Consider the following 21006-nt stretch of genomic DNA (forward strand, 5'->3'; position numbering starts at 1 on the left):
CCTTGTGGCGTGGCCGAAACTCTCCGCCGTCCTGTTCAGCTCGCTCGAACTGGAGCACTGGTACTAGGTGGCTTAGGTGTTCTCGCCCTGTACGTGCTCGCGATATGGCGCGCGCCTGAGTTTCTGGTCAACCAGGACCTCTTGACCAAAGCAGCCCCGGAACAGCGTCTGCCTGCTGAACACAACGCGCGCTTGATTGTGATCTCCATTGGTGGTGCTCTGGTTGTCGGTACAGGTTTGCTCTACACCGCGCGGAACTACCGCCTCGCGCACCGTGGACAGGTCACTGAGCGGTTCACCAAGGCGCTTGAACGGCTCGGCTCAGACGAGTTGTACGTCCGTATCGGCGGAGTTCACGCGTTGGAGCACGTCATGCGTGACTCACCCGATCATAACGGAGACGTAGTGGAGGTCCTGATCGCCTTCATTCGCGATCAAGCGCCCCGCCGGATTGTGGAGTCGACGGAGGAGCCACAGTGGATGCACCCACCGATCGGGTCAGACAATCCAGAGCTGCCGCGCGAGCCTGCGCCGGACGTACAGGCCGCGCTTACCGCGCTCGGTAAGCGCCCAAACCGCTCCAGGTGTGAGCCGAATTCGATCAATTTCCGAGACCTGCACCTCAAGCGCGCACACCTCGAAGACGCTCGGCTCGAGAACGCCGAACTGTTAGGAGCACAGTTTGAGGGCGCGAACCTGTCAGGGGCACAACTGCAAAACGCGGACCTGAGGGGCGCAGGCCTTCAACGTGCGCGCCTGCTGAGGGCGCAACTCGATAGTGCGGACCTGTGGATGGCGCAGCTCCAGCACGCGGACCTGACGCGGGCGCGACTCCAGCACACGGACCTGCGGGCAGCACAACTCCAGGGAGCAAAGCTGCGACGAGCAGACCTTCAGCACGCGGATCTGTCGGACGCACAGCTCCAAAGCGCGAATCTGACGATGGCGCAGCTTCAGAGCGCGAATCTGACAGGAGCACAACTGCAAGGTGCAGATTTAACAAGGGCCGTGGTGACACCGGGCCAGCTTCGCAGGGCCGAGTTGAGCGAGGACACGATCTTACCCAGGAGGCTCATCCGAGATCCCTCGGGAGAAATCTGGGAGAGATACCCACGATCGGACGCCTCAGACACTGACATAGACCAACAGGAACCTACGCCTTGACCAGCAAAGATGAGTAGACCTGCAGGCCACAACGACTAGTGGACTTAGTTCAGGACGAAGAGGTCGCAGGTTCAAATCCTGTCACCCCGACTGAATAAAACAAATCAGCCTCTGCCGCAGAAATGCGGACAGGGGCTGATTTGTTTTTGCAGCCGTTTCGGGAGAAATCCGGGGAGAGCCGCCGCGCCCCGGCAGCCGTTGGCCGGAGGACGCCCACCGAGGCCGTAACGCCGCTCGCACGACGAGACTAGAGATTCCATCGGATCGTGAATTTGTCTCAGCTTTTGTCTGCCTAGATCGCTCAGGTGGAGGCCCGCCTCCTCTAGGGCCGAAGGTCCCTCCCGGTGACGGAAAAAGACATCAACATTCCCGATAAGCCACCCGATCGTGTGACGGGCCTCGACACGGGCGGCCGCAGAAGGGACCGTTCTTCCATGACGCAGTGCCATCATTCTGCGCCAAACCTTACGAAACCTGCATGTGGCGTTAACCCTTACGAGTGAAGGTTGACGGTTCAACTCACGGTGCGTAACGGCTGTCTTGATCCAAACGACGAAGGCAGTGGTTCAGCCACCGTGGAATATGTCGGGAGATGTTTGTGATGGACTCCGCCTCCGCCGCCCATCCGTCTCACAGGTCGTGGATCGTCATTGCGGCCAAGGCAGTTGTGGTGCTGCAGTCCTTAGGGATCGTTTACATGCTCACTTCGGCCTGGGTGACGGCCGTCGTGGCCGTCGGCTTCATCGTGGTCTTCTTCGCGATCAGGGCGCTGTCGCGCGCCTCGCGCAAGGTCGACCAGATCTTCGACGAGGAGCTCGGCCGCCAATAGGCTTGGCGCCATGCTGACGCGGGTGTCCGAGGCCCTGGTGAAGCCGGGCCGGGAGCAGGAGTTCGTCGCACGGGTGCGAGACCTCGTGAAGGGGTTTCCCGAGATCTACGACGGGCTCTTGGGGCACGAGGTGCTCGTCGACGTCGACGACCCGCTGCGCGTGCGGTACGTGAGCCGGTGGCGCGATGAGCAGGCGTTGGAGAGCTACGCGGGTCCTGGGTGGCGCACCGATCCGGTGACGTTCCCGGACGAGGACTCATACCTGCAGCAGCCGTTGGCGCTGCGGCACTTCCGGCACGTGAGCTGACTCAGCTGATGAAGCCCCGCGCGGGCAGGCCTTCCGGGAACCGTTCGAGGGCCTCGCCGGCGGCCAGGGCCAGCGACTCCAGCGTTTCGGTCTCTGCGGGGGTCGCGGTGTGCGGGACGGCCCAGTAGCAGCCGATGGCGCCGATCGGTTCCGGGCGCAGGATCGGAACCATCAGCAGGCTCCGCACAAAGGTCGGCCGATACGCTTCTTGAGGAATCCTCGAATCGACGCGGATGTCCCTGATCGCCACGGTTTGACGATTCAACATCGCCCACCCGCTGATGCAGTTCACGGCGGGAAAGCGCTGGCCCTTCCACAGCGGACTCATCGAGTCCTCGTCCGCGTAGTAGCAGAGGTCGCCGTCGAGCAGCACCAACGTCGCACCGTGCGCTACCAGCGAAGACCTGGCCGTTGTGCGGACGAACCGTTGCACTTCCTCCAACGTCGCGGCTCCGGCGAGGCGCTCCATCGTGTCGGACATGCCATCACGTTAACTCTCGCCGGACCGCGCACCTAGAATTTCTGGCTCGATTCAACTGATCAGCGGCGGTTTCGCGGTCTGTGACCTTGTGACAAAGAGTGCTGGTGCTTTGCCACAATCCACCGCTTCACGGCCGGGCGGGTCGCCAGCACGAGGCTCAGCACGCACAGCGCCAGCAGGATGGCCGACGCCGTCGAAGGCACCAGTTCGGCAACGCCGCGGCGGACCGAGCGGACCAGCGCCACCAGCAGCACCAGCCCCGTGAAGCCGCCGGCCATCTGCGAGGCGACCGTGTTCGGGAAGTGCGGGTGGTTGATCGACATCGCGCCCAGCGCGTTCAGCAGGCCGAAGCCCGCGATGACGGCGGCGAGCAGGATGCCGATCAGCAGCGTGCCGCCGGACATCAGGAAACTCATGATCACGAAGGCCGCGATCACCAGCATGCCGACGGCCAGGATCCAGTTCAGCACCGCGAGCAGGGTGAGCTGCGACGGTTTCGGCGGCAGCCAGCCGGGCGGCGGGCCGGGCTGGAACGGCGGGCCTTGCTGCGGCCACTGCTGTGGCGGCTGGAAGTGCGGGCCTTGCTGTGGTGGCTGGAAGTGCGGGCCTTGCTGTGGTGGCTGGAAGTGCGGGCCCTGTTGCGGCGGCTGGAAGTGCGGGCCCTGTTGCGGCGGCGGGCCCTGCTGGGGCCAGTGCTGCTGCGGCGGCTGGTGGTACCCGTGACCAGGTGCCGGACGGTGTGGTGGCGCACCCCACTGTGGTGGTTGTGTCATCTGCGATCCCCCTAGAAGCAGGCTCTGACTCTAGTGTTGAACCGTGACCACGCACCCTTCTCCCACCATTCCGGAACAGCTCTTCGAAGACCCGGCCGCCGAGACCCGGTGGCGTGAGCGGTTCACCGCTCCGCGGATGAGCCTGCCCGGCTGGGCCGACGACGCTCCGGACCGCACCCTGTACGTCTCCAACGCCAGTGGCGTGTGGGAGATCTACGCCTGGGACCGCGCGACGGACGAGCACCGCAAGGTCACCGACCGCCCGAACGGCACGTCGCACGCCACGCTGAACCCGGACGGCACCGAGATCTGGTGGTTCGACGACCACGACGGCGACGAGTTCGGCGTCTGGGTCCGTGAGCCGTTCAAGGCCGACGGCAGCAAGGCCGAGCCCGCGGTCGCGGACGTGACGGCCGGTTACCCGGCGGGTCTGGAGATCGGCCGCACCGTCACGGCCGTGGCCGCGTCGACGGACGACGGCACCACGGTCTGGCTGACGCGCGACGGCCGGAGCGAGGTGCTCTACCAGCACGTCAACGACGCCGGCGTCACCGCGATGGCCAAGGACGAGTCGATCGTCGTGATCGCGCACTCCGAGCACGGCGACAACCGGCACATGGCCCTGCGCGCGCTCAACGCGGAGACCGGCGAGACGATCGCCGAGAAGTGGGACGGCAAGGGCAAGGGCCTCGACGCCATCTCGTTCAGCCCGGTGCGCGGCGACCAGCGACTGCTGGTGCTGCACGAGCGCCGCGGCCGCGAGGAGCTGCTGATCTGGGACGTCGCCGCCGGCACCGAGCAGGAGATCGTCCTCGACCTGCCGGGCGAGGTCGCCGCCGACTGGTACCCGGACGCGTCCGCACTGCTGGTCGTGCACACGCACCACGCCCGCAACACCGTGCACCGCTACGACCTCGCGACCGGCGAGCTGTCCACTCTGGACACCGCGCCCGGCGTGATCGGCTCGGCGGGCGTGCGGCCGGACGGCACGATCGAGTACTCCTGGTCGTCCGCCGAGAGGTCCACGGTCATCCGCGCACTGGCCACCGACGGCACCGAGCGCGTGCTGGTCGAGCCGCAGGGCGCCGTGCCCGCGACGTCGCACAAGCTGGAGGACGTGTTCGTCGGCGACGTGCACGCGCTGGTCTCGAAGCCCGAGGGCGAGGGCCCGTTCCCGACCGTCTTCCTGATCCACGGCGGCCCGCACTCGTCCGACGAGGACCGCTTCTCCGCCTACCGCGCGGTCTGGCTGGACGCCGGGTTCGCCACCGTGCACGTGAACTACCGCGGTTCCAGCGGCTACGGCTCGAAGTGGCGCGACGCCATCGAGGGCAGGCCGGGCCTCACCGAACTCGAGGACATCGCCGCAGTCCACGACTGGGCAGTCGAGTCCGGACTCACCGACCCGGCGAAGTCGGTGCTCAACGGCGCCTCGTGGGGCGGCTACCTGACCCTGCTCGGCATCGGCACCCAGCCGGAACGCTGGGCCGTCGGCGTCGCGGGCGTCCCCGTCGCGGACTACTTCGCCGCCTACGAGGACGAGATGGAACCGCTGCGCGCGTTCGACCGCGCGTTGTTCGGCGGCTCCCCGGAGGAGCTGCCCGAGCTGTACGAGGAGTGCTCGCCGCTCACGTACGTGGACCAGGTCACCGCTCCGGTGCTGATCCTCGCCGGCGAGAACGACCCGCGCTGCCCGATCCGGCAGATCGACAACTACCTCGACGCCCTCGCGGCTCGCGGCCACACCTACGAGATGTACCGCTACGACGCAGGCCACGGCTCGCTGGTCGTCGCCGAGACGATCCGGCAGACGGCGGCCGAGGTGGACTTCGCAAGGCGGCATCTCTCGAAGTAATCTGGGTGACGGCGCTGCCGAGCGCCTCACCTCCTGATCGGTCACCCACGCTGACCGGCGTTGCGGAGGCAAAGGGGACTCCTGTCCTCCCGGCGCCGGTCAGTCGTGTCCGTCGTGTGCACGAACGCAGCCCGGACGAGCAGAGCCAGGCGTGGGGAACGGCTTGTGCGCGTCCGCGGAAGGCACGCCATGACCGAGCAGAAGTCGTTCAAGCGCCTGGTTCGCGCCCGGATGGAGCGCACCGGCGAGTCCTACACCACCGCGCGCAGGCACGTTCTCAAGGACGCGCGGCCCGCTGGGCAGATGCACGACTCCTGGTTGTTGCGGGAGGTGCTCGACGACGAGTGGTCCGAGGCGATGCTGGCCGGGCTCGCCGGTGGCATCGGGTTCATGTACTTCGTGTTCGAGTACAAGGGGCACACGCCCACGATGACGATCGTCGCGCGGCACCATCCTGCGCCGTTCATCCCGACCGCGCTCATGCATGCCGGCATCGCGCACGAAGTCACGAGCACCTCCTCGGCGCGCAAGGCCGAGCAGCAGTTGCGGTCAGCTGACGGGCCGGTGATCTGCCTGCTGGGCAAGGCGAAGCACCCGGTCGGGGTGCTCGGCACGGACGGCGACACCGTCGCCGTGCACAACCGCGGCACGCACGTGCAGCCGCTCGCCGAGTTCATGACGAGCTGGGGACAGGGCAAGCACGAGATGATCAGCATCGGTGAGCGGCGGGGTGAGCCGGACGTCGCCGCGGCCGTGCGGATGACGTGCGAGCACCTGACGGGGCCGGTGCTCGGCAACAACTTCGACGTGAACTTCGGCTTCTCCGGTATGCGCAAGCTCGCGGAGCAGTTGCGCGACAAGGGGAAGAAGGGCTGGGCCCAGCGGTGGGCCGACGATCCCGGGTTCGCAGCGCAGCGGCTGCACGACTGTCTGGAGGTCGAGTACACGGCGCCGGGTGCCACGCGGCCGCTGTACGCGGAGTTCCTGATTGAGACCGGGCTTCCTGGTGCACAGGAGTTCCGGGAGTCCGGCAGGCTTTGGTCGGAGATCGCCAGGGGTGGTGACTACGACGAACTGGCCCGGAAAGTCGACGAGGCCCGTTCCGTCGAGGAACGGGCCATCCGTCTGCTTATGTCGAGCTAGGCCGCCTGGGCCTGCCACATCCAGTGCGCCTGCTCCAGTTCCTGCGTGATGCCGATCAGCAGGTCCTGGGTGACGAGGTCGGGCTTGTCGGTCTCGTCGATGCGGGAGCGCATGCGGGAGATCAGCGACGCCAGTGAAGACGTGATCGACGTGACGACCTGGTCCTCCTTCAGCCAGCCGGACTCGATCTCGGGCACGCCGGACGACGCGGCGATGGTCTTCGCCGTGCCGTTCGGCGTGACGCCGAGAGCTGCCGCGCGTTCGGCGACCTGGTCGGCGGCGTTGCGCGCCAGGACGACCAGTTCGTCGAGCTGAAGGTGGACGCTGCGGAAGTTCTTGCCGATCACGTTCCAGTGCGCCTGCTTCCCGATCAGGGAGAGGTCGACGAGGTCGACCAGGGTCGCCTGCAGGATGGCTCCTACCGCGTCGCGGTCGGCGTCAGCGAGCGGGCTGGTGATCGGGTTCTTGGCCATGGTGAAACGCGCCTCCTCAGACGGTGACGGTGAGCGCCACCTCGATGTTGCCGCGCGTCGCGTTCGAGTACGGGCAGACCTGGTGGGCCTGCTCGACGAGCTTTTCCGCGACCGCCTGGTCGAGTCCGGGGATCTTCACCGCGAGCTCGACGGCCAGTTGGAAGCCGCCGGTGCCGTTGGAGCCGATCCCCACCTTGGCGGTTACCTCAGAAGAAGCGACCTGAATCTTCCCTGCGCGCGCGACTGCTGCGATAGCGGAGTTGAAGCACGCCGAGTAACCGGCTGCGAAGAGCTGCTCGGGGTTGGTCGCGTCGCCGCCGGGGCCGCCCATCTCCTTCGGGACCGACAGGATCTCGTCGATCACACCGTCGGAGGAACGCACCTCGCCGTTGCGGCCTTCGCCATAAGCAGTCGCCTCAGCCGTGTACAGCGCTTCCATTCCGCTCTCCCTTGAGTCAGTGGTCAAAGCCTTTCACTGAGGGAGAACGCATCGTGCGCGACTCAAATGCCCCTTCGTGACTCAGTTCACGTCCGAGATGGGACGACGCAGCGCGAACTCGGCCACCTGGCGGCCGATCATCCGCAGGTTGCGGTCGACGTCGGCGTCCGAGCAGGCGCCGTCGCCGTCGAACTTGACCTGCGCGGAGTTGATCGCGGAGCCCAGCGGCGTCGGCCAGCCCCGCAGCGCGTGCACGATCGAGCGAACCGCCGCGAGCGTGTTCACCGCGGCCTGCCAGCCGTACGCGGCGGTGATGGTGCCGACCGCGCGCCCGTCGAGGTACGGGCGGTCGTCGTCGCGCAGGTCCTCGATGTAGTCGAGGGCGTTCTTGACCAGGCCGGACACGGTGCCGTGGTAGCCGGGCGACACGACGATCACGCCGTCGCACCGCCGCAGGTCCTCGACCATCCGGAGAGCCACGTCCGTGCGGTCCGGGACCGACGGGTCGTAGAACGGGAGCACCAGGTCGGGTCCGCTGTACTGGATCGTCTGCGCACCGAGCTCACGAGCGCCCTCCAGAGCCACTCGCAGCGCCCGTTCGGACTGCGAGTCGGACCTGATCGAGCCGCCGATGCCCACCACCGTCACCGTCATGCCAACGATCCTTCCACCTCCAGCTACCTGGAGATCCAGCACTACTCGCGAGTAACCTGCACCACATGTCGAACTTCCAGGCGGCCGTGATGGCCGGTGCTCTGCGCTTCGCGTTCGGTCTTCCCGGCCCTGTGCGCCGCCTCATCGCCGGTGCCCCGATCCGTCTGGACGGCCAGGACCTGCATCCGGAGGCTCAGTTGCTGCTCAGGCTGCAGCAGCTGACCGGGACGGAGTGGCGCACGAGGACAGCATCCGAGAGCCGACTGGACCTGGAGTTGAGTTCGAAGCTCGTCTCCGGTCCGAAGATCACCGGAGTGGGTTCACGCGATCTCACGATCGGGGAGATCGCCGGGCGCCTCTACACGCCGGACGGCCTCGCAGAAGGCTCCTCTTTGCTGATCTTCTACCACGGTGGCGGCTGGGTGACCGGCAGCCTGGAGAGCCACGACAACCTCTGCCGGTTCCTCGCGAGGGAAGCCGGCATCCGGGTGCTCGCGGCCGACTACCGGCTCGCCCCGGAGGCCCCGTTCCCCACCGCGGCCGACGACGCCGCCGAGGTGCTGCGCTACGCCGTCGCGAAGGCGGAGGACCTGGGCATCGACCCGAAGCGGATCGCGCTCGGCGGCGACAGCGCGGGTGGCAACCTGGCCGCCGTCACGGCTCACAACGCTGAGATCGACCTCGCGTTCCTGCTGCTCTTCTACCCCGGCGTGGACGCGTCGGTGCGCCGCCGGTCGCGTGAGATCTTCGGCAACGGGTTCTTCCTGACCGACGAGAAGATGGACTGGTTCCTCGACCAGTACACGCCCGGCGGCAAGGACCGGCACGACCCGCGTCTGTCGATCCTGCTGGCCGAGGACCTGTCGAACCTGCCGCCGACCTACATCGCGACCGCGGGCTACGACCCGTTGCGCGACGAGGGTGAGGCCTTCGCGGAACGCCTGGCCGCCGACGGCGTGCCGGTCGTGCTGCGCCGGCACGAAGGCCTGTTCCACGGCTTCGCGAACGTGCTCGGCGTCGGCGGGATCTTCCGCGAGGCGGTGTCCGAAGCCGTCGGTGCGCTGCGGACCGGTTTCGCGCTGGCCAACTCCGCTCAGGACGTGGAGGAGACCGCCTGACGCTGGCGTGACAGCACCCAGCCGACGCCGGCGACCAGCAGGCCGGCCACGCCCGCGACGACGAAGCCGAGCGGGGGTCCGCTGTGGTCCACGGCGATCCCCGCGAGCGGCTGGCCGGCCGCGACGCCGAACGTGAAGGCGGAGCCCTGCAGTCCCAGCGCGAGCCCGCGGGCCGTGGGTGGGGCGTTCTTGGCGATCTGCTCGGACGACGCCGTGATCGTCGGGGCGCAGGCGAGGTTCATCGGGATCAACGCGAGCGCCAGCAACCACACGTTGCCGTCGCCGACGCCGACCGGTATCTCCAGCAAAGCCATGCACGCCAACAGGAACACACCGCTCGGCACCCGTTTGAGGCTGCCGTAGAAGAGCCCGCCGAGGGCCGAGGCCGCGCACATCACCACGAAGACCAGGCCGAGCCAGCTCTGCTGCCCCGAGCGCTCCAGCGAGGCGATGGCCGAGATCTCCATGCCGGACAACACCATCGTGGCGCCGAACGGAATGATCAACGCCGCGATCATCGGCCCGCGCAGCCACTGCCGCAACGGAGGCGGCGGGCCCTCGGCCACGTCGTCCTCGTGCAGCAGCACCGGGTTCACGAGGAACAGCACCGCGCTCGCGGTCAGGATCGCCACGCCGATCGTGATCAGCGCCGTCCCGGTCGAGAACTTCGTCGCGATCAGCACGCCCGCGGCGGGCCCGACCATGAACGACAGCTCGACCGAGATCGAGTCGAGTGAGAACGCGGGCCTGCGCTGCGGTTCGGGCACGATCGCGGTGAGCGCCTGCCGTCCGATCGACATCACCGGCACCGCCACGAGCCCGTTGGCGAACGCGAGCACGAGCAGCACGTAGTAGTCCATCAGCGGCGCCGTCACCCAGAAGGCACCCTCGAGCAGGCTCAGTGCCAGCACGAACCGCAGACCCTTGGTGTCGACCAGCTTGCCCATCAACGGCGACCCGAGCCCGAGGCCGATCATGGTCGCGAAGCCGACCGTGCCGGCCGCCGCGTAGCCCTTGTCGAGCGTGGTGACGACGTGCAGCGTCACCGTGACGCCCGCCGCCGTCGGGGGAATCCTGGCGAACAGCATCAGCAGCATCAGGGGACGAACCCCCGGCAGCGCCAGGACCGACTTGAACGGGGCGAGGTTCACGAGGACATCGTCACCTGGCTGGCAACGGGTTTGTTCTGCCGCGAGAGCACCCAGGCGACACCCGCGACCAGCAGTCCGATCACGCCGACGATCGCGAACCCCGCAGGCGCTCCCGCTCGGTCGATCGCGACGCCGGCGATCGGTGCGCCGATCGCGTTGCCGACGGTGAACGCCGACCCCTGCAGGCCGATTGCCAGGCCACGGGCCGTGGGCGGCGCAAGCCTGCTGATGTGTTCACCGGAGGCTGCGATCAACGGCGCGCACATGAGATTCATCGGCACGAGGAGCAGGCACAGCAGCAGCACGTTGCCATCGCCCAGGCCCACCGGGATCTCCAGAGCGGCCATCAAGACGAGCAGCACCAGCACGCTGGGCACCCTCTTGACGCCGCCGTAGACCACGCCACCGACGATCGACGCCGCGCACATCGCGAAGAACACCGCGCCGAGCCAGCTCTGCTTGCCGATGTGCTCCAGCGAGGCGATCGCCGAGACCTCCATGCCCGCGAGGCACACCGTCGCCCCGGCGCACACGACCAGCACGCCGACGATCCGTCCGCGCATCCACTCGAACACGCGGGGCTGCGGGCCGTCGACGACCTCGTCCTCGTGCACCATCGGCGGGTTCGCCCAGTACAGGAGCACCCCGGCGACCAGGATCGAGCCGCCGATGAACCACAGCGCGGCGTTCGTGGAGAACTTCGTCGCGACGAACACGCCGAGCGCCGGCCCGCCCATGAACGACAGCTCGACCGAGATCGAGTCGACGGACAGCGCGACGCGGCGCCGGCTCTCCGGCACGAGCGCGGTGATGACCTGCCGTCCGATCGACATCATCGGCACGCCGAGCAGCCCGACCAGGAACGACGTCACCAGCAACGTCCAGTAGCCCATCAGCGGCGCCGTGAGCCAGAACGCCGCCGAGGCCGTGATGCTCACGCCCAGCATCGGCCTCAGGCCGCGCGCGTCGACCAGCCTGCCCATCAGCGGGGCGCCGAGCCCCATGCCGATCGTGCCCGCCGCGCCGACCAGTCCCGCCGCGCCGTAGCCGCGGTCCAGGGTGACCGCGACGTGCAGCGTCAGGATCACGCCCGTGGCCGCCGGAGGCATCCTCGCGAAGAGCATCAACAGTGCGAACGGACGGACTCTGGGCAGCATCAGGACGTGTTTGAAGGGGGCGAGGTCCACACCGCCATCCTCACGTGGATGGCAAAAGGTTTTCTTTGCTAACGATGTGATTCGCCGTACAGCTCTTCCAGTGCGCGGTAGGCCTTCACGACGAACGGACGTGCGTTCGCGTACCTCTCGACCAGCCCTTCGTCCGGCGTGATCGTCTGCGTCGGCCGCACGAGGTCGACCGTCAGCGACTCGATCTCGCCCAGCGCCCGCCACGCCAGCAGCGCCGCACCCACGGCCGAACCGCCGCTGTCCTCGGTGAGGTGCAACGGCATGCCGAGCGTGTTCGCCAGGGTCTGGGCCCAGATCGGAGCGCGGAACGCACCACCGGTGATTCGCAACGACTCGACGTGAGGCACCGCGTCCAGCACGAGCGCCAGCTGCTGACACACACCCTCGACCAGAGCTTTGGTGATCTGCTGAGGGGTGTGTTCGCGCCGGAGGCCGAGCAACGCCGCGTGCGCGGTCGGGTCCCACCACGGTGCCCGTTCGCCCAGCAGGTACGGCAGCGCCACGAGCCCGTCGGAGTCGGCGTCCGCGGCCTGGGCGAGCAGGTCACCGACCGGGATGCCGAACGTCTCCGCGGCCCACTGGGCGACCACACCACCGTTGCTGATCGCGCCGCCGCGCACCCAGAGGCCCTCGCCGATGGCGTAGCTGAACGTGCGTCCTTCGTCGTCGACGCCTGGCCCCAGCTGCGCCACGCGGAGTGCGCCCGACGTGCCGAGCGAGACCGCGCCCGCACCGGGGCTGGCCGCGCCGACGCCGAGGTTGCCCAGCGGCCCGTCGCCACCGCCGACGATCACCGGGATGCCGGGTCGCAGTCCGGGGATCAAGGCCGTCAACGGCGTCGAGTGGGTGGGCTCGACCAGCGGCGGCAGCTGGTCCGCGGTGACGCCGGCGAACTCCAGCGACGGCTCGTGCCACTGCAGGGTGTGGACGTTCATCAGGCCCGTGCCGGAGCCGGACGAGTGCTCGTTGATCAGTGCGCCGGTCAGGTGCAGGTGCACGAAGTCCTTGATCTCGCACCACTTCGCGGCCCGGACACCGTTCTCGTGGAACCACGCGAGCTTCATCAGCGGGGTGAACGAGTGGATCGGCGCGCCGGTCGCCTGGTGCAGCGCACGGCCTTCCTCGGTGCCCCGCAAGCGTTCGGTCTGCTCGATCGCGCGGTTGTCGGCCCAGCTCAGGGCGTCCGTGATCGGGCTCAGGTCCGCGTCCAGACCCATGATCGAGTGCATCGCACCGGTCAGCGCGATGGCCCGCACGTCCTCGCTCGCCAGTTCACGGAGAGCGTCGAGCGCGGCGTCGAGCACCTGCCGCGGGTCGTGCGTGGCCTCAAGACCGCTGGTGCGCATGGGATAGCCGCGTTCGGTCGAGGCGACGACACGGGCCTGCGCGTCGACCGCGACGACCTTGGTCGCCGTGGTGCCGAGGTCTACGGCGAGAACGATCACCGCTCGCCTCGCACGGCGGAGAAGACAGCGAAGCTCGGGGACTTCCGCAGCGGTCCCCAGAACTCCTCGCCTCGTTCGTCGTCCGGCGTCACGGCAGGCTGCCGCGTGACGTCGAGACCCGCTCGGGTCAGCGCTGCGTCGAACACGCCGCGTTCCCAGTAGAACGAGTCGAAGTCGAACGGCGGGTCACCCAGCACGTGCACGTTGACCGGCTGTTTCACGTTCATCGGGCCGGTGCGGGTGATCTCGTAGCCGTAGCGGCCGTACTGCCCGAGCAGGTCCCAGTCGGCGTCCGGGTTCGGCACCAGCACGACGAGCCGGCCGTCGGGAGCGAGGTTCGCGGTCAGGTTCGCGATCATGGCGTCGAGCGCGGACTCGTCGTCCGCGTAGCCCAGCAGCCACACGGCCGTCACGACGTCGAACTCGCCGAGCACCGGCAGATCCGTCGCGTCGTGCTGCTCGTAGGTGATGCCACGCGGTTCGCGTTCCTCGACGTGGCGGGCGTAGCCGATCATCTCGCCGGCCGAGTCGACGCCCACGACCCTCGTCGCGCCGAGGTCGTGGAAGAGCCGGGCGTAGAACCCGGTACCGCAGGCCACGTCCAGCACCGAGCGGCCCAGCAGGTCGCCGACCGCGGACAGCAGCGTCGCGCGCTCGGCCAGTCCTGTCGGGATGTGCTTGGCGCGCTCGTAGATCGCGCCCAACGCGTCGTACTGATCGTCGCTCTCCGCCATGGATCACACCTTAGGGTCTGTTTCACAGGTCTCGTTCGATGAGAGTCGAGCCTGAGGTGGTTCCTGGTGGTGCGGCCGAACGGGCCGCATACCGGTGTTGTATGTGGCCCGTTCGGCCGTGCCGCCAGGAACCACCTCAGGCCCGGCTATCGCGAACACGGACCTGTGAAACAGACCCTAGGACGGCGGATACCGGACGAACCACTCCTGATCCACCGGCGCGGCCACGCTCTTCTCCAACTCCCAGTCCGCGACCATCCGGTCGATGACGGGCCGGAACTGCACGCGCTCGACCCAGTCCGGGCGGATCTTCTCGACGCCGTGCAGGGCGCCGGCGAGGTTGCCGGCCATGGACGCCGTCGAGTCGTTGTCACCGCCGTGGTTGACCGAGATCAGCAGCGCCTGGTTCGGGTCGTCGGTGGCCAGCACCGAGTACAGCGCGATGGCGAGCGCCGTGTCGCCGACGCCGCCGCGGCCCAGCTCCTCGACGCGCGCCACGCTCGGTTCGCCGAGAGCCGCGAGTTCGAGAGCGTGCTCGATGCCCGCGACGACCTCCTCGTGGCCTTCGCGGCGGACCAGGGAGTCGACGGCGACGTCCAGCGCGTCGAGCACGTCCTTGCCGCGCAACAGTTGGTGCACCAGCACGGCGAACACGCCCGCCGAGAGGTAGCCGCTCGGGTGGCCGTGCGTCAGTGCCGCGTTGGCCGCCGCCAGTGCGAACACCTCGGCAGGATCGTCGTCGGCGAGGGCGACCGGCGCGACCCGCATGGCGCCGCCGCAGCCCTTGGAGTTGTTGACGGGCTTGGTGATCGTCGCCTGCTCGCCGGTGCGGGCGTACTCCTGCAACGCGCTCGTGCACGTGAGGCCGGGGGCCCTCATCCGGAAGAGGTCGCGGTGGGTGACCAGCCAGCCGTCCGGCTCGTCCAGAGTGGAGTGGATGCCGCGTGCCTTGTCCCACGGCGTTTTCTGGGTGTGCAGCCAGCGCTGGTACGCGTTCTGCGTGATGCCGGTGATGTCGCGCTCGCCGCTGATCCGCTCCCGCACGTGCGCCCTGATGATCGCCTCGAACGTGAACAGCGTCATCTGGGTGTCGTCGGTGATGTCCGGCTTCTCGGGCAGGTCGGTGATGCCGTCCGGCCCGTGGCGTTCGTAGACGACCTCCATCGGCAGGTTCTCGGTGTTCGCACCGAGCGCGTCACCGATCGCGCCCCCGATCAGGCACCCGCGCAGCCGCGAGCTGTCCTTGTGCGGCACCACGAAGAACCGATGGCCCTCGGAGTCGGCCCACCTGCCGGCCTCGCGCGTGGCGGACGGCCGGTCGCCGCACCCGCAGCTCCGCATGTGCTCCGCGGCGGCTTCGGCCAGTTCCACGAAGTCGAACTCGGCCTCGTACGGCAGACCGGGGTTGACGTGCAGGCGCGGCTTGGTGGCGACGAGCCTGCTCAGCACGGTGTGCAGCGGAACGCGGATCCACTGCTCGACGCCCGCCGGCAGCCGCGACTCCTCGGTGTAGACGCGGAGGACGGCGGCCTCGGTCATCAAGATCTCGCCGGGGATGAGCAGCTCGGCGTGCGCGGCGTGGTGCCCGAAGCCGTTCACGTCGTCTTCGTACTCGTGCAGGAGTTGCTCCACGGGAGCCAACGCCCTCACCACGACCTCCGGTACAGCTCTTCCGCCACGAGCCGGACGTCGTGCTCGGGCCCGCCCTCCAGCGCACCCGCGATGGCCCGCGCGACACCACGACCCTCACCGCGAACGGCCTGCGCCAGCGCACCCGCGGCGGTGAAGACATCGGCGTCCGGCGGCTCGAGCTTGGACGGCGTGAAGAGGTGCGAGGCCAGCATGATCACGACCTCGGCGGCCGCGGAGTCCGGGCCGTGGGTGAGCTCGACCAGCTCACGGATCCGATCGGCGTCGAGCCGTCGCACAGCGGCGGGCAGCGCCCAGATCAACGCGCCGGACCCCTGCGACCTGATCTTGCCGCGATACCTGTTCTTGACCAGGTCGCGGGCGCTCTGCCAGGACACCAGGTCGGGCTGAACGCCAGGCTCCGACGCCCACTGCGCCAGTGCGGCGGCCGGGTCCTCCGCCGAACACGCGGCCAACTGGCCGACCAGTCCTGTTCGGACACCCGCGCCGAAAGCGAAACCCTGATAGGCGGCCACGACCTCGCTGAGGTGGGGCGGCCTGATCCACTCGATCTCCCCCATCGCCGTCAGACCCTACCGGGCCTGACGGCGACGGAAGTGACGATCAGAGGCGCTTCGCGAGTTCTTCCGCGACCTCGTAGGTGTTCAGCGCGGCACCCTTGCGCAGGTTGTCACCGCACACGAAGAAGTCCAGCGTGTTCGGGAAGTCCAGCGCCTGGCGCACGCGACCGACGTACGTCGGGTCCTCGCCCACCGTGTCCGCGGGCGTCGGGAACTTCTGCGCGGCCGGGTCGTCGACCAGCACGATCGTCGGCTGCGACTCGAAGATCTTGTGCGCGGCCTCGACCGTGATCTCGCGGGCGAACGTCGCGTGGACCGACAGCGAGTGGGTCGTGACGACCGGGACGCGGACGCACGTCGCGGAGACCTTCAGGTCCGGGATGCCGAGGATCTTGCGGGCCTCGTTGCGGACCTTCAGCTCCTCGGACGACCAGCCGCCGTCCTTGAGCGAACCGGCCCACGGCACCACGTTCAGCACCAGCGGAGCCGGGAACGGCGAGTCCTCGGAGGACAGACCGGCCGCGGCCAGCGCCTCGGCCACGTCGCCCGCCGACACACCCGCCTCCTTGCCCGCCAGCGCCGCGATCTCGGCGTACAGGCGGTCGATGCCGGACTGGCCGGCGCCGGAAGCGGCCTGGTAGGAGGCCACGACGAGTTCCTTGAGCTCGAACTCGCGGTGCAGCGCGCCCAGCGACGCCATCATCGACAGCGTCGTGCAGTTCGGGTTCGAGATGATGCCGCGCGGACGCTCGTTGATCTTGTCCGCGTTCACCTCGGGCACGACCAGCGGCACGTCGGCGTCCATCCGGAACGCACCGGAGTTGTCGATCGCGACGGCGCCGCGCTCGACGGCGATCGGCGCCCACTCGGCGCTGACCTCGTCCGGCACGTCGAACATCGCGATGTCGACGCCGTCGAACGCCTCGGCCGAGAGAGCGACGACCGTGACGTCCTGGCCGCGCACGTTGATCTTCTTGCCCGCCGAGCGCGGCGACGCGATCAGCCTGATCTCGCCCCACGGCACGGACGAGCGGGTGTTGATGATGTCGATCATCACGGTGCCGACGGCACCGGTCGCGCCGACCAGCGCGAGAGTGGGGGCGGTCATCGTCCAGTCCCTGCGTAAACGACGGCCTCTTCGTCGGTACCCAGGTCGAACGCGTCGTGCAGGGCACGGACGGCGTCGTCGAGCTGGGTGTCGCGGCAGATGACCGAGATGCGGATCTCCGAGGTGGAGATGATGTCGATGTTGACGCCGGCCGTGGCCAGCGCCTCGCAGAACGTCGCCGTGACACCGGGGTGCGAGCGCATGCCCGCGCCGATCAGCGACACCTTGCCGACGTGCTCGTCGTAGAGCACCTGGTCGAACCCGATCTCGCCGCGGGCCTTCTCCAGGGCCGCCACCGCGCGCGGGCCGTCGACCTTGGCCAGCGTGAACGTGATGTCCGTGCGGCCGGACGCCGCCTGCGACACGTTCTGCACGACCATGTCGATGTCGAGCTCCGCCTGCGCGACGACGCGGAAGATCTTGGCCGCGATGCCGGGGTGGTCGGGGACGGCGGTAACGGTGATTTTGGCTTCGGACCGGTCGTGCGCGACGCCGGTGATCATCGCCTGTTCCACGTGAAGGTCCTCCACTGAACCGGACACGATGGTTCCGGTCTTGTTGCTGAACGACGAACGGACATGCACGGGCACGTTGTAGCGGCGGGCGTACTCCACGCAGCGGAGCATCAGCACCTTGGCGCCACACGCGGCCATCTCGAGCATTTCCTCATACGTGATCGTGTCGAGTTTCTTCGCGTTCGGCACGATGCGCGGGTCGGCGGTGTAGACGCCGTCCACGTCGGTGTAGATCTCGCACACGTCGGCTTGGGTCGCGGCCGCGAGCGCCACCGCGGTGGTGTCGCTGCCGCCACGGCCGAGCGTGGTGATCTCCTTCGAGTCCTGGGAGACGCCCTGGAAGCCCGCGACGATCGCGATGGCCCCCTCGGACGTCGCGTCCTGGATGCGGCTCGGCGTCACGTCGATGATCCGCGCTTTGCCGTGCACCGAAGTCGTGATCACGCCGGCCTGCGAGCCCGTGTAGGAGCGCGCCTCGGCACCGAGCGAGTTGATCGCCATCGCGAGCAGCGACATGGAGATCCGCTCACCGGAGGTGAGGAGCATGTCGAGTTCACGGGCGGGCGGCACCGGCGAGACCTGGCGCGCGAGATCGAGCAGCTCATCCGTCGTGTCACCCATGGCGGACACCACGACGACGACGTCGTTCCCCGCCTTTTTGGTCGCGACGATGCGCTCGGCCACGCGTTTGATCCGCTCGGCGCTTCCAACCGATGAACCGCCGTACTTCTGGACGACGAGCGCCACCGACCTGACCTCCTTCGCGCGACTAAAACCCCACGTCGAAGGCAGCCTACCCGGACCACCTGGTGAGACTCTGGAGCCGTGATGCGCGTGACTACTCTGTCCGGGTGTCGTCGAGCGCCGATGTCGTGGAGGCCCCAGCAGCCGTGCATGAGAGCAGTGCGCGCTCGCGGATGGCCGAAGCGCTCAGACACCCGGCCGCGCTCTGGACCGCTCCCGCGCTCATCTACCTGATCGTCCGGCAGATCGGTCTCTTCGTCCTGCAGCTCGTCGTGGAGTACCAGAACAAGCTGACCGGCAAGGCCGACACCTCGGTCGACAACCTGAGGTCGTGGGACGGCGACTGGTTCCTCGGCATCGCGTCGGGCGGCTACAACGGCGTCCCGTCGCCCCCGTACGACGCGTTCGGCCGTCGCACCGCCGAGACCCCGCTCGCCTTCTTCCCCGGCTACCCGGCGTTGATCAGGTGGGTGGACGGGCTGCCGGGCGTGGACGTGGTCGGCGCGGCCTTCGCGGTCAGCCTGATCAGCGGCATCTTCTGCGCGTACGGCCTGTTCGTCCTGGGCCGGGTCGTCCGCGACGGCTCGAACCGCGCGGGCCTGATCTTCGTGACGCTGTTCGCCGCGTCCCCGATGGCCGTCGTGCTCTCGATGACGTACTCCGAGGCCACGTTCTGCGCGTTCGCCGTCTGGGCACTGGTCGGCGTGGTGAAGAAGCGCTGGATCCTCGCCGGCGTCTGCTGCGCGGCGGCGGGCCTGGTGCGCCCGACCGCGGCGGCCCTGATCGTGGCGGTCGGCCTGGCCGCGCTGGTCGCCGTGCTGGCCGACAGCAGGGACTGGCGGGCCTGGGTGGGCGGCGCCATCGCCCCGCTCGGCCTGCTCGGCTACCTGGGCTGGGTGGCCGTCCGCACCGGCGACCTCATGGGCTGGTTCGGCGTGCAGCAACGGGGCTGGGGCTCGAAGTTCGACGGCGGCGCGGCCACCTGGGAGTTCGCCTGGGCCCACCTCGGCAACCCGCGCTCGGTGCTGGAGACCGGCACCGTCTGGCTGCTGGCCCTCGCGATCGTCCTGGTCTTCTACGCCTTCCAGCGCCGCCTGGAGTGGCCGCTGGTCGTCTACGGCCTCGGCGTCCTGGTCATGGACCTGGGCTCGAACGGCCTGATGAACTCGAAGGCCCGCCTGCTCCTCCCGGCCTTCACGCTGCTGCTCCCCCTGGCCCTGGTCCTCGCGCGCCGCCGCCCGGCCACCGTCCTCACGGTCCTGGGCATGGTGACGCTGTTCAGCGCGTGGTTCGGCGCCTACTCGCTGGCCGTTTGGCAGTATGCGATCTGATGAACGAGCTGATCTCGAAGCGCTGGAGCCCTCGCGCCTTCTCCGCTGACGCGACGGTGTCCGACGACGAACTCCGCACCGTCCTGGAGGCGGGCCGCTGGGCCCCGTCCCACGGCAACAGCCAACCGGCCCGCTTCATCGCGGGCCACCGGGGCACCGAGACGTTCGACGCGATCTTCGAAACCCTGACCCGCGGCAACAGGACCTGGGCCTTGCGCGCCTCGGTCCTGCTGATCGGCTGCGTGCTCACCACCGACGACCGGGGCGACATCCCGAACGTGGAGTTCGGCCTGGGCCTGGCGATGGAGAACATGGCCCTGCAGGCCGTCGACCTGGGCCTGATCGCACACATGATGGGCGGCTTCGACAAGGAAGCAGCGCACAGGACGTTCGCGATGCCCGCCGACGTCCGCCCGCTGGTGGCCATGGCGCTGGGCAGGCACGGCGACGTGTCGGACCTCCCCGAGGACCTCCAGGCCCGTGAGCAGCGCGAACGCAAACGCCTGCCGCTCTCCGAGACCGTCTTCACCGGCACCTGGGGCCAGTCACAGTTCAGTTGAGAAGTACTTCGTCGCGACGTCGTTGTGCAGCGGGAACGCCAACGGCACGCAGTCGAAGATGACCTTGCGCTCGGAAGCCTCGTCGTTGGGCACGAACGGCGGCATGTCCTCGGCGTTGATAGCGGGCGCGGTGGCGAACATCAGCACCGTCCCACCGTCCGGCGTGGACACGAAGTGCAACGGCCGCAGGTCCTCCGGCGCGATGCGCACGTTCGCTTCTTCCTCGAGCTCCCGCACGGCACTCTGCTGCCAGGACTCACCGCGGTCCATGAACCCGCTGACGAACGCCAGCTCGCCAACAGGCGGAATCGCCCGGCGCACGGTCAACAACCCCGTCCGGGGCCCGTCCTTCACCGGCACGAGCAACACCACGACAGGCGAGGGGTTGGCCCACACCATGTGCCCGCACCTGACGCACCTGCGCGGGTACGCGGACGTGTCGGAGTACTGAGTGCCACAGCTGCTGCAGAAGTCGTCGCGCGCCATGAACAGGAACCTAGTTCAGCCGCCTAACGAGCTTAAGGACGATCGCTCGAACGCCAAGCCAGAACAAGGCGGCCAACCCGAAGTTGACGATCACGCGCAACTTGGCGTCTTCGGGCCCGAAGAGGTCCTTGAACGCCAAAGCCACCGGCTCGGCCACAGACTTGACCGTGCTGGTGATGGGGTTGCCGGGGTTGGCCCCGCCGACGGTGAGCACGACGTGAACGACGAGCACGACCGCCAGCGCGAGGCCGACCCAACTGATGACTCCGGCGGCGATACCGACCACACGCGTCCGCATA

Annotated in this window: 23 protein-coding genes; 8 read left to right on the plus strand and 15 right to left on the minus strand. The window is 68.4% G+C overall.

Annotated features, from left to right (window positions below; translation table 11 throughout):
* Positions 1-9: 9 nt before the first annotated feature.
* The 3 genes from SK571_RS19015 to SK571_RS19025 all read left to right on the plus strand — a co-directional run bounded on the left by SK571_RS19015 (position 10) and on the right by SK571_RS19025 (position 2300).
* The gene (locus tag SK571_RS19015) at positions 10-1164 is read left to right on the plus strand and encodes a pentapeptide repeat-containing protein (protein WP_319985397.1); all 1155 of its coding nucleotides are present in this window, start codon (positions 10-12) and stop codon (positions 1162-1164) included.
* 697 nt (positions 1165-1861) lie between these two features.
* Positions 1862-1993 carry a hypothetical protein gene (locus SK571_RS19020; protein WP_319985398.1) on the plus strand — a complete coding sequence of 44 codons (132 nt, stop codon included), beginning with the start codon at positions 1862-1864 and terminating at the stop codon, positions 1991-1993.
* Between the two features lie 10 nt (positions 1994-2003).
* The gene (locus SK571_RS19025; protein ID WP_319985399.1) at positions 2004-2300 is read left to right on the plus strand and encodes an antibiotic biosynthesis monooxygenase family protein; all 297 of its coding nucleotides are present in this window, start codon (positions 2004-2006) and stop codon (positions 2298-2300) included.
* Between the two features lies 1 nt (position 2301).
* Here SK571_RS19025 and SK571_RS19030 read toward each other — a convergent pair whose 3' ends face one another.
* The gene (locus SK571_RS19030; protein ID WP_319985400.1) at positions 2302-2781 is read right to left on the minus strand and encodes a GAF domain-containing protein; all 480 of its coding nucleotides are present in this window, start codon (positions 2779-2781) and stop codon (positions 2302-2304) included.
* Positions 2782-2840: 59 nt separating this feature from the next.
* Positions 2841-3554, minus strand: coding sequence for a hypothetical protein (locus SK571_RS19035; protein WP_319985401.1), 714 nt, complete (start codon positions 3552-3554; stop codon positions 2841-2843).
* Between the two features lie 43 nt (positions 3555-3597).
* On the opposite strand from SK571_RS19035, the gene SK571_RS19040 reads away from it, so the two are divergent.
* Complete coding sequence (locus tag SK571_RS19040; RefSeq protein ID WP_319985402.1) at positions 3598-5409, plus strand: prolyl oligopeptidase family serine peptidase; 1812 nt, start codon at positions 3598-3600, stop codon at positions 5407-5409.
* Positions 5410-5598: 189 nt separating this feature from the next.
* The gene (locus SK571_RS19045; protein WP_319985403.1) at positions 5599-6552 is read left to right on the plus strand and encodes a DUF4872 domain-containing protein; all 954 of its coding nucleotides are present in this window, start codon (positions 5599-5601) and stop codon (positions 6550-6552) included.
* Here SK571_RS19045 and SK571_RS19050 read toward each other — a convergent pair.
* The 3 genes from SK571_RS19050 to SK571_RS19060 all read right to left on the minus strand — a co-directional run bounded on the left by SK571_RS19050 (position 6549) and on the right by SK571_RS19060 (position 8118).
* Positions 6549-7025 carry a Dps family protein gene (locus SK571_RS19050; protein ID WP_266041187.1) on the minus strand — a complete coding sequence of 159 codons (477 nt, stop codon included), beginning with the start codon at positions 7023-7025 and terminating at the stop codon, positions 6549-6551. The two genes, SK571_RS19045 and SK571_RS19050, sit on opposite strands and share 4 nt — an antisense overlap.
* Before the next feature lie 16 nt (positions 7026-7041).
* Positions 7042-7464 (minus strand): organic hydroperoxide resistance protein, encoded by a 423-nt coding sequence (locus SK571_RS19055; protein ID WP_319985404.1) that lies wholly within the window; start codon positions 7462-7464, stop codon positions 7042-7044.
* Between the two features lie 81 nt (positions 7465-7545).
* Positions 7546-8118: an NADPH-dependent FMN reductase gene (locus SK571_RS19060; protein ID WP_319985405.1), complete on the minus strand. Its 573-nt coding sequence runs from the start codon at positions 8116-8118 to the stop codon at positions 7546-7548.
* Between the two features lie 65 nt (positions 8119-8183).
* Here SK571_RS19060 and SK571_RS19065 point away from each other — a divergent pair, with 65 nt between their 5' ends.
* Positions 8184-9236: an alpha/beta hydrolase gene (locus SK571_RS19065; protein WP_319985406.1), complete on the plus strand. Its 1053-nt coding sequence runs from the start codon at positions 8184-8186 to the stop codon at positions 9234-9236.
* Here the strand turns inward: SK571_RS19065 and SK571_RS19070 are convergent.
* The 8 genes from SK571_RS19070 to SK571_RS19105 all read right to left on the minus strand — a co-directional run bounded on the left by SK571_RS19070 (position 9212) and on the right by SK571_RS19105 (position 18333).
* Positions 9212-10387, minus strand: coding sequence for an MFS transporter (locus SK571_RS19070; RefSeq protein WP_319985407.1), 1176 nt, complete (start codon positions 10385-10387; stop codon positions 9212-9214). The genes SK571_RS19065 and SK571_RS19070 overlap by 25 nt on opposite strands.
* Complete coding sequence (locus SK571_RS19075) at positions 10384-11574, minus strand: MFS transporter (protein ID WP_319985408.1); 1191 nt, start codon at positions 11572-11574, stop codon at positions 10384-10386. Before SK571_RS19075 ends, SK571_RS19070 begins: the two co-directional genes overlap by 4 nt.
* A 38-nt stretch (positions 11575-11612) precedes the next feature.
* Positions 11613-13019, minus strand: a complete 1407-nt coding sequence (locus tag SK571_RS19080; RefSeq protein WP_319985409.1) for a gluconokinase — start codon at positions 13017-13019, stop codon at positions 11613-11615.
* Complete coding sequence (locus SK571_RS19085; protein ID WP_319985410.1) at positions 13016-13753, minus strand: class I SAM-dependent methyltransferase; 738 nt, start codon at positions 13751-13753, stop codon at positions 13016-13018. The genes SK571_RS19080 and SK571_RS19085 overlap by 4 nt, the downstream gene beginning before the upstream one ends.
* A gap of 177 nt (positions 13754-13930) precedes the next feature.
* Positions 13931-15403, minus strand: coding sequence for an ADP-ribosylglycohydrolase family protein (locus SK571_RS19090; protein ID WP_319985411.1), 1473 nt, complete (start codon positions 15401-15403; stop codon positions 13931-13933).
* Positions 15400-15963 carry a hypothetical protein gene (locus SK571_RS19095; RefSeq protein ID WP_319985412.1) on the minus strand — a complete coding sequence of 188 codons (564 nt, stop codon included), beginning with the start codon at positions 15961-15963 and terminating at the stop codon, positions 15400-15402. Before SK571_RS19095 ends, SK571_RS19090 begins: the two co-directional genes overlap by 4 nt.
* A gap of 43 nt (positions 15964-16006) precedes the next feature.
* On the minus strand, positions 16007-17071 hold the full coding sequence (locus tag SK571_RS19100) for an aspartate-semialdehyde dehydrogenase (protein ID WP_319985413.1): 1065 nt from the start codon (positions 17069-17071) through the stop codon (positions 16007-16009).
* Positions 17068-18333 carry an aspartate kinase gene (locus SK571_RS19105; protein ID WP_319985414.1) on the minus strand — a complete coding sequence of 422 codons (1266 nt, stop codon included), beginning with the start codon at positions 18331-18333 and terminating at the stop codon, positions 17068-17070. The genes SK571_RS19100 and SK571_RS19105 overlap by 4 nt, the downstream gene beginning before the upstream one ends.
* A gap of 104 nt (positions 18334-18437) precedes the next feature.
* Between SK571_RS19105 and SK571_RS19110 the strand changes: the two genes are divergently transcribed.
* Both SK571_RS19110 and SK571_RS19115 read left to right on the plus strand, forming a co-directional pair.
* Positions 18438-19661: a hypothetical protein gene (locus tag SK571_RS19110; protein WP_319985415.1), complete on the plus strand. Its 1224-nt coding sequence runs from the start codon at positions 18438-18440 to the stop codon at positions 19659-19661.
* Positions 19661-20221 (plus strand): nitroreductase family protein, encoded by a 561-nt coding sequence (locus SK571_RS19115; RefSeq protein ID WP_319985416.1) that lies wholly within the window; start codon positions 19661-19663, stop codon positions 20219-20221. Before SK571_RS19110 ends, SK571_RS19115 begins: the two co-directional genes overlap by 1 nt.
* Here the strand turns inward: SK571_RS19115 and SK571_RS19120 are convergent.
* Complete coding sequence (locus tag SK571_RS19120; protein WP_319985417.1) at positions 20207-20707, minus strand: NUDIX domain-containing protein; 501 nt, start codon at positions 20705-20707, stop codon at positions 20207-20209. The genes SK571_RS19115 and SK571_RS19120 overlap by 15 nt on opposite strands.
* A 10-nt stretch (positions 20708-20717) precedes the next feature.
* The gene (locus SK571_RS19125) at positions 20718-21005 is read right to left on the minus strand and encodes a hypothetical protein (protein ID WP_319985418.1); all 288 of its coding nucleotides are present in this window, start codon (positions 21003-21005) and stop codon (positions 20718-20720) included.
* Between the last annotated feature and the right edge of the window lies 1 nt (position 21006).

Origin of the sequence: Lentzea kristufekii (assembly GCF_033949925.1) — a bacterium.
In the GTDB taxonomy this organism is placed as follows: Bacteria; Actinomycetota; Actinomycetes; order Mycobacteriales; family Pseudonocardiaceae; genus Lentzea; species Lentzea kristufekii.

Excerpts from the sequence above, each read along its gene's own strand:
- SK571_RS19020 (WP_319985398.1), top strand. The coding sequence starts at position 1,862 with ATGCTCACTTCGGCCTGGGTGACGGCCGTCGTGGCCGTCGGCTTCATC.
- SK571_RS19025 (WP_319985399.1), top strand. The coding sequence starts at position 2,004 with ATGCTGACGCGGGTGTCCGAGGCCCTGGTGAAGCCGGGCCGGGAGCAG.
- SK571_RS19030 (WP_319985400.1), bottom strand. The coding sequence starts at position 2,781 with ATGTCCGACACGATGGAGCGCCTCGCCGGAGCCGCGACGTTGGAGGAA.
- SK571_RS19035 (WP_319985401.1), bottom strand. The coding sequence starts at position 3,554 with ATGACACAACCACCACAGTGGGGTGCGCCACCACACCGTCCGGCACCT.
- SK571_RS19045 (WP_319985403.1), top strand. The coding sequence starts at position 5,599 with ATGACCGAGCAGAAGTCGTTCAAGCGCCTGGTTCGCGCCCGGATGGAG.
- SK571_RS19050 (WP_266041187.1), bottom strand. The coding sequence starts at position 7,025 with ATGGCCAAGAACCCGATCACCAGCCCGCTCGCTGACGCCGACCGCGAC.
- SK571_RS19055 (WP_319985404.1), bottom strand. The coding sequence starts at position 7,464 with ATGGAAGCGCTGTACACGGCTGAGGCGACTGCTTATGGCGAAGGCCGC.
- SK571_RS19060 (WP_319985405.1), bottom strand. The coding sequence starts at position 8,118 with ATGACGGTGACGGTGGTGGGCATCGGCGGCTCGATCAGGTCCGACTCG.
- SK571_RS19065 (WP_319985406.1), top strand. The coding sequence starts at position 8,184 with ATGTCGAACTTCCAGGCGGCCGTGATGGCCGGTGCTCTGCGCTTCGCG.
- SK571_RS19085 (WP_319985410.1), bottom strand. The coding sequence starts at position 13,753 with ATGGCGGAGAGCGACGATCAGTACGACGCGTTGGGCGCGATCTACGAG.
- SK571_RS19095 (WP_319985412.1), bottom strand. The coding sequence starts at position 15,963 with ATGGGGGAGATCGAGTGGATCAGGCCGCCCCACCTCAGCGAGGTCGTG.
- SK571_RS19100 (WP_319985413.1), bottom strand. The coding sequence starts at position 17,071 with ATGACCGCCCCCACTCTCGCGCTGGTCGGCGCGACCGGTGCCGTCGGC.
- SK571_RS19115 (WP_319985416.1), top strand. The coding sequence starts at position 19,661 with ATGAACGAGCTGATCTCGAAGCGCTGGAGCCCTCGCGCCTTCTCCGCT.
- SK571_RS19120 (WP_319985417.1), bottom strand. The coding sequence starts at position 20,707 with ATGGCGCGCGACGACTTCTGCAGCAGCTGTGGCACTCAGTACTCCGAC.
- SK571_RS19125 (WP_319985418.1), bottom strand. The coding sequence starts at position 21,005 with ATGCGGACGCGTGTGGTCGGTATCGCCGCCGGAGTCATCAGTTGGGTC.